Source organism: Nonomuraea sp. H19, assembly GCF_052068215.1.
GTDB lineage: Bacteria > Actinomycetota > Actinomycetes > Streptosporangiales > Streptosporangiaceae > Nonomuraea.
On the sequence record NZ_JBQHCV010000001.1, the window covers coordinates 775,263 to 781,909 of the forward strand.

General features: G+C 72.9%; 5 protein-coding genes. 2 read left to right on the forward strand and 3 right to left on the reverse strand.

All coding sequences use genetic code 11. The features are described 5' to 3' along the window. Positions 1 to 32: 32 nt before the first annotated feature. A complete protein-coding gene (locus ACTMTI_RS03530) occupies positions 33 to 1,514 on the reverse strand; it encodes an FAD-binding oxidoreductase (protein ID WP_441118125.1) in 1,482 nt (493 codons plus the stop codon). Next, positions 1,515 to 3,059: a methyltransferase domain-containing protein gene (locus tag ACTMTI_RS03535; protein WP_441118126.1), complete on the reverse strand. Its 1,545-nt coding sequence runs from the start codon at positions 3,057 to 3,059 to the stop codon at positions 1,515 to 1,517. It lies immediately after the preceding gene. Positions 3,060 to 3,192: 133 nt separating this feature from the next. Here ACTMTI_RS03535 and ACTMTI_RS03540 point away from each other — a divergent pair, with 133 nt between their 5' ends. Continuing rightward, a complete protein-coding gene (locus tag ACTMTI_RS03540) occupies positions 3,193 to 4,617 on the forward strand; it encodes an extracellular solute-binding protein (protein ID WP_441118127.1) in 1,425 nt (474 codons plus the stop codon). Between the two features lie 84 nt (positions 4,618 to 4,701). On the opposite strand, the gene ACTMTI_RS03545 is transcribed toward ACTMTI_RS03540, so the two are convergent. After that, positions 4,702 to 5,997: a glycosyltransferase gene (locus ACTMTI_RS03545; protein WP_441118128.1), complete on the reverse strand. Its 1,296-nt coding sequence runs from the start codon at positions 5,995 to 5,997 to the stop codon at positions 4,702 to 4,704. Positions 5,998 to 6,146: 149 nt separating this feature from the next. Here ACTMTI_RS03545 and ACTMTI_RS03550 point away from each other — a divergent pair, with 149 nt between their 5' ends. Further along, entirely contained in the window at positions 6,147 to 6,614 is a 468-nt protein-coding gene (locus tag ACTMTI_RS03550) for an enediyne antibiotic chromoprotein (protein WP_441118129.1), read from the forward strand. Positions 6,615 to 6,647 lie beyond the last annotated feature (33 nt).

Here is a 6,647-nt window from a genome sequence, read left to right on the forward strand (position 1 = left end):
CGACGTCGTGGCGGGCCGCTGCGGCGTCCGGGCTACCTCCGGGTGGCGCCCGGCATGATGTCGTCGCGGAACAGGCCGTCCGGGTCCACGCGGGCGCGCACCGCGTCCACGGCGGCCACCGTGGCCGCGTCCAGGTGTCCCTGGGGCTGGTCGAAGCGCTCCACGAACGTGGGCGCGGTCGTGCCGGCGTCCCAGGGGGTGAGGGCGGACCTGACCACGGGGAGCCGGGCGAGGATGTCCTCCCGCGTGCCCGACAGCCCGGGGACGCCGCCGCCCGAGTAGCCGTAGCGGGCCGTCAGATGGTTCAGGGCGCCGCCGGTGGGGTCGGGGTCGGCGTAGGCGCCCCCGAGCTGGCGCAGGCCGGCGGCGATCAGCGGGGAGCGCGCGCCCGCGCCGATGACCTCCAGCAGCGCGTCGATGCCCGCCTCCCCGAGTTCGTTGAGCAGCAGGTGGTCGCCGATGACCTCGACGGGGTCGGACGGGTCCATGTGCGTGTCCAGGAGCCCCGCGGGACCGGTCGTCTGCCATGTGTCGAGCACCGGCGGCGCGATGCCGCGCAGCGGGCCCAGGAGCTCGCCGGCCCGCGCCTGGGCGGCCGCCACGTCGTCGTCCGTCCCGGCCAGCACGGCGCCGTCCACGCACAGGACGGGGCCCGCCGACAGCATGGGCGGCACGTCCGGCAGGTCGGGCAGGTTGAGGATGCGCACGCTGGTCGTCGCCTCGCGCGGCGCGGTCAGCGTCCACTCGCGCCAGGCCCGCAACAGCTCGGGCGCGTGGACGGCGGGCCAGCACGCCGCCCCGGTGACCACCTTCGCCACCGGGAACAGGGCGACCTCCACGGCGGTGACGACCCCGAAGCCGCCCCCGCCGCCGCGCAGCGCCCACAGCAGCTCGCCGTCCCCGCCGGCCCCGGTGTCCGCGCCGAAGACCGCGTTCGTGCCCGACGCCCTGCGGAGCTCGCCGTCCGCCGTGACGAGTTCCACCGCGCGCACGCTGTTGGCCGCGAGCCCCGTGCGCCGGCCGTAGAAGCTGAGCCCGCCCCCGAGGAGGTACCCGACCACGCCGACCGTCGGCGACGAGCCGTGCGCGACCGACAGGCCGTGTTCGGCGGCGGCCTTGACCACCGCGCCCCAGCGGGTCCCCGCGGGCACGCGGGCCACCCGCCGTTCGGGGTCGATCTCGACGGGGCCGCTCATCTCCGTCCGCAGCAGCAGCCCGCCGCGCACGGGACGGGCCGCCTCGGCCCAGTGGCCGGTGGTGTGCACCCGGACGGGCAGGCCCGAGCGGCGCGCGAAGCCGACGGCCTCCCGCACCTCCTCGACCGTGCGCACCACGGCGGCGGCGGCCGGCTCCGGCACCGCGCCCAGCGCGAACACCGCGGTCGCCGCCTCATAGCCGGGCTGTCCTGGCCCGGCGATGAGCAGGCTGGACTGCCCCGGCCCGGCGACGGGCGTGCCGGTCCCTCCCGGCTCGGGCAGGAGCACGCCGGGCTCTCCCGACTCCGTGACGGCCATTCAGCTCACCCGCCGCGCGGTGATGAAGGCGAACGACTCGGGGCCCGAGCTCTCCAGCACCACCATGCCCGCGTCCGCGAGCCAGCGGTCCAGCTCCTCCCGCTCGAACAGCAGCATCCCGGCCGGCCGGCTCGGGAAGTAGTGCGCGGCCTGGAAGTGGCGGCAGACGGGGTCCTCGTCCCACACGAACGTCATCAGCGTGAACGTGCCGCCCGGCCGCAGCACGCGCCCCACCTCGGCGATGGCGGTGGCCGCCTCGTCGGGGAAGGCCTGCAGCGCGTTCCAGCAGACCACGGCGCCCATGCTGGCGTCGGCCAGCGGGATGTCCAGCGCGCTCGCGCGCACCGCGGGCACGTCGGGCACGCGGCGGCGCAGCACGTTCAGCATGGGCAGGCCCAGGTCGAGGGCCAGCAGCCGGTCGGTGCCGACGGTCGCGGCGACGACGGAGGTCCAGCGGCCGGCGCCGGCCCCGAGGTCGAGCACGGGGCCGTCCACGGGGCGCACGCTGCGCGCGATGTAGGCGTCCTCGTCGGCGAGCGTGACCGCGCCGCCCCAGTTGCCGCCCGCCACGCGCACGAACTCGGGACGCAGCAGCGCCTCGTAGTACAGGCCCATACTGGGCATCTCGGCCAGGCTCTTGAGCAGGTCGGCGGTGGCCTCGTCGGCGTCGTCCCGCACGGCCCTGGTGAGGTCGAGGATGCCGCGGGAGGCCGGGTAGGCGACCGCGCAGGCCGGGCAGCGCACGGCGGCGCCGCTGATGTCGAGCGGGCCCCGGCAGGACGGGCAGACCAGCGCGGACAGGTGCCGCGCGAACAGGCCGAGGCGCGGGTCGGCGCCTGTCGCGTCCGACTCGGGCGGCGCCTGCGGGCCGGGCAGGTCCACCACCGGGCCGCGCCGGATCGACCAGTACGCCTTCAGCCCCATGTAGCCCCACACGGTCCGGCTGTCGTTGCGCCAGTTGACCTCGGCCTGCTCCTGGCTGAGCGCGCCGATCCACGCCTGGTCGAAGGCGCGCTCCTCGTCGGTGAGCCGCCAGATCTCGGGGGCGGGCCAGACCCGGCCGAGGCCGGTCCGCCGCTCGTCCATGAGGGTCAGGCACCGGTCGAGCCGGGACCGGTCGCCGGAGTCCAGGCCGAGCCGGCCGGCGACGCCGAGCACCCTGTCGCGGTCGTGCGGGAAATGCGCGAGCAGGTAGGCCAGGGCCTGGCCGAGCTCGGGGCCGGCGCCGTCGGCCAGGGCCAGGTAGCGGTCGAGGCCGGCGCGCACGGCCTCGGTCTGCCCCGCCTCGGCGATCAGGCCCAGCAGGATCAGCAGCCGGCCGGCGCGCGCGTCGTCGAGCCCGTCCAGCGCGCCGATGAGCTCGGGGATCGCCGACGGCGCGCGCTCGGTGAGCGTGCCGCCGTCCCACAGCGTCTGGTCCTGCGCGGTGCCGGGCGACCAGAGCGCGCCGACGAGCCGCGCGTAGGCCGCGTCGAGCCCGCCGGGCGACGCGCCCGTGAACTCCTCGAGAAGCATTGCTGGCGCGTACGTGGTGTCAACGCTCATATTAATTCCCTTCGCGCGAAACGCCTTTCAGCATCACACCGGCCCGGCCACCCGGTCATCTCCGTGCGTGCGGGAAAGGACCCAGCGCAATAGCGGAGATGCGGCGGGGAAAAGACGGATAAACCATGGGTTCATGAAGAACAGGATTCCGATCGAAGTATGGGTCCCCGACCTGACGTTTCCCGGCTGGATGGATCGGTGGTATCAGCAGGCCGCCGATTTCGAGAGACTGCACCCCGAGTACCAGGTGGTGGTGCACGGCAAGGATTTCTGGCAGCTGCCCAGGCAGGTCGCGGAGGCCGCCGCGGAAGGGCACGTCCCGGCTCTGTCGGAGTACTACTTCTACATGACGCAGGTGGCGCGCGACTCGCGCCGGCAGGACGGCCGCCCGCTGTTCACCTCGGTGGAGAAGGCCGTCGGCGGGCGCACCGAGGTGCTGGGCGAGCCGGTCGTGCTCGACGACATCATCCCTCCGCTGCGCGACTACTACACCCTCGCCGGCGACCTGACGTGCATGCCGACCGTGGGCACCACGAGCCTGCTGTACGGCAACACCGACCTGCTGCGGCGCGCGGGCGTGGAGAGCCTGCCGCGCACCTGGCAGGAGGTGGAGGAGGTGTGCGCCAGGGTGGCGGCGCTGCGTGACGGCCCCTCCCACGCCATCACGTGGTCCAACCACGGCACGTTCATCCAGCAGGCGCTGGCCACGCAGGGCGGCCTGCTCGTGAACGAGCACAACGGCCGGCTGGGGCGGGCCACGGTCGCCGACCTGGCCTCGCCGGAGATGCTGCGCTGGGTGGAGTGGTGGCGCGGGCTGCACAGGAACGGCCACTACTACTACACCGGCAAGATCCCCGACTGGGCGGGCACGCTGAAGGCCTTCGCCGACCAGGACGTGGCGATCAGGATCTCCTCCTCCAACGACGTCAACTACATGTTCAGGGCCGCGGAGGACAACGGCTTCGACATCGAGACGGGCATCTTCCCGTACGACGCGAGCGTGCCGTACGTCGGCAACGCCATCGCCGGCACCGCGCTCTGGATGGCCGAGGGGCTGGACGAGGCGACGCAGGAGGGCGCGCTGGCGTTCCTCATGTACCTGCACAGCCCGCGCAACGCGGCCGAGCGCCACAAGGCCAACAGCTTCCTGCCGCTCACCCACTCCGCGCACGACCTGCTGGAGGAGGAGGGCTGGTACGCCGCCAACCCGCACCACCGGCTGGCCTACGACCACGTCATGCGCTTCCCGACGGGCCAGAGCGGCGTCCCGGCCTCCGAGGGCGCGCTGTTCGGCGACTTCGCCGGCAACCAGGACGTGATGACCAGGGCGATCGGCGACGTGCTCAACGGCGCAGACCCGGCCGAGCGCATGGCGTTCGCCACCGTGGAGGCGCAGGAGCTCCTCGACGCCTACAACGCCTACGCCCTGTCGTCCGGGTTCCGCGACCCGCGGAACAGCCCGCCGACCAGCCTCAGCGTGGAGGCCTTCAAGGAGATGCGGGCCGGGCGCGACTACTCGGCCGCCGACATGGAGGCCGTGGTCAAGCTCCACCGCTGACACCCGCCGGAGCAGCGCGAAGGGGCCGCGGACCTGATGAAGGTCCGCGGCCCCTTTGTCGATGCGGCTGCCGGCGCGGCCTGGTCAGCGGTGCATCGCGGTGAGCTTCTCCAGGGCGGGCACGATCTCGGCGGGGCCCGGCCGGTCCAGCCACTCCTGGTGCACGGCGGCGGCGCCGTCGCGGTAGCGGGGGTCCTCCAACGCCGCGACGATCGCGGCCCTGATCTCCTCGACCGACTGCTTCTGGTGGTCGAGGCGGAGCCCGGCGTTGCGCGCCTCCAGGTAGGCGAGCGCGAGCTTGGACAGGATGTTCCGCTCGGCCATCCTGCTGTTCTCTCCGTCGACCACGATGACGCGCTGCGGCTCGTCCGTGTCGCCGACGAGCTGCGGCACCCCGGCGGCGACCGAGGCCCAGAACGTGCCGCTGGAGCCGTGGTTGATGCTGGCCGAGCAGGTCGGCAGCAGCTGCAGCAGCGGGATGTAGTCCACGGTGCGGACGTTGGAGGGGATGGAGGAGATGCCTTCGAGCTGGTCGGCGTTGAGCGTGGCGACCAGCTCGACGTCCAGGTCGGCGACCGCCTCGAAGACCTTCGGCGTGCGCCACTCGCCCTTGTGGTACGACCTGGTGGACAGCCCGACCGACAGGGCCAGGCGCGGGCGGCGCGGCTTGTCGTACAGCCAGGAGGGCTTGACGCCGCCGCCGTTGTACGGGCTCCAGCGCACGGGCACCGCGGTCAGGTCGCGCGACAGGCGCATCTCGCGCGGCAGCGGGTCGATGGTGAACTGGCCGACCAGCAGCTCGCTGTCCACCTCGACGCCGTAGTGCTCGGCCAGCGGGCGTACCGCCCTCGCCAGCGGGTCCACGGGCGGCGTGGCCTGCCTGGCGTACAGCTCGACGGCCCAGCCGCTGTAGTCGGGCGCCATCAGGACCCGGCCGTGCGCGGCGCCCGCCACCCTGGCCGCCACGGCGCCGGCGGGGAACCACGGGTCCCACAGCACCAGGTCCGGCCGCCACGTGCGGGCGAACTCGACCAGCGCCTTGTTCTGCGCGCTCGGCACGGGCGGGAGCTGGAACCTGACCCCCATGAGGTAGTACTGGAAGAACACGTCCCAGGTGTCGCGCTCGTCCTGCGTCACCTGCAGGGCCGTGGCCAGGCGCTCCATCTCCTCCGGGTCGGGCGGCAGGTCGTCGCGGACCCACCCGCCGGTGTCGGGCTCGCCGCACGTGACGGCCGTCAGGCCCGCCGCCACGATGTCGTCGGCCGCGCCGGGCGGGCAGGCCACGACGACCTCGTGCCCGGCGAGCTGCAGCGCCTGCGCGTACGGCACGGCGGGGTAGAGGTGGCACGTCTGTGGCCACACAGTGAGCATGATTCGCATCTAGCGCTCCCTCGCGAATTCCTCGATGGAGTGAAATTCCCTTAACCAGCATCAATCACTGGAATTGGCAATGCATCTCTTGACGTGCCGGTTTCCGGCAATGCAGGAGATGCGGCCTTCTCGCCAAGTTCGGTGTTGCCGCCGCGGTCGTGGTTGGTGGCTTAACCCTCGCGGCTCAGCCTTCGGCTTTGGCCGCCGCGGCTCCTGGCTTCTCCGTAACGCCGTCCACGGGCCTGTCGGACGGTAGCGCCGTAACGGTGGCGATCACCGGCGCGGGAGCGGGCGAGCAGTTCGGCGTCGTCCAGTGCGCGACCGTCAACAACACGCTCGCGTGCAACCAGGAGTCGGCCAAGATGGTCACCACGGATGCCAGTGGTTCGGTCAACTCACCGTTCACCGTCCGGAAGAGCTTCCAAGGTGTGAGCCCTGAGGGGACCGCAGTGGGCGCGGTGAACTGTGCCACCGGGAAGTGGCCTTTCACGTTATGCGCCCGGAGCCGGGCCAGGAGTCATCTGCCGTGTCCGCGCGGTGCTGATCAGGGGGTTCTTGGTCGGGCTCATGGGTGGCCTCCTGGCCGTGGCGCTCGCCCCGTACGTCAACGGCTGAGCGATCGGTGAGGGGGATTTCCGCGTGGAAGCCCGGACGGTTGC

Coding starts and splice junctions, on each gene's coding strand:
- ACTMTI_RS03545 (WP_441118128.1), bottom strand. CDS start 5,997: ATGCGAATCATGCTCACTGTGTGGCCACAGACGTGCCACCTCTACCCC.
- ACTMTI_RS03535 (WP_441118126.1), bottom strand. CDS start 3,059: ATGAGCGTTGACACCACGTACGCGCCAGCAATGCTTCTCGAGGAGTTC.
- ACTMTI_RS03540 (WP_441118127.1), top strand. CDS start 3,193: ATGAAGAACAGGATTCCGATCGAAGTATGGGTCCCCGACCTGACGTTT.
- ACTMTI_RS03530 (WP_441118125.1), bottom strand. CDS start 1,514: ATGGCCGTCACGGAGTCGGGAGAGCCCGGCGTGCTCCTGCCCGAGCCG.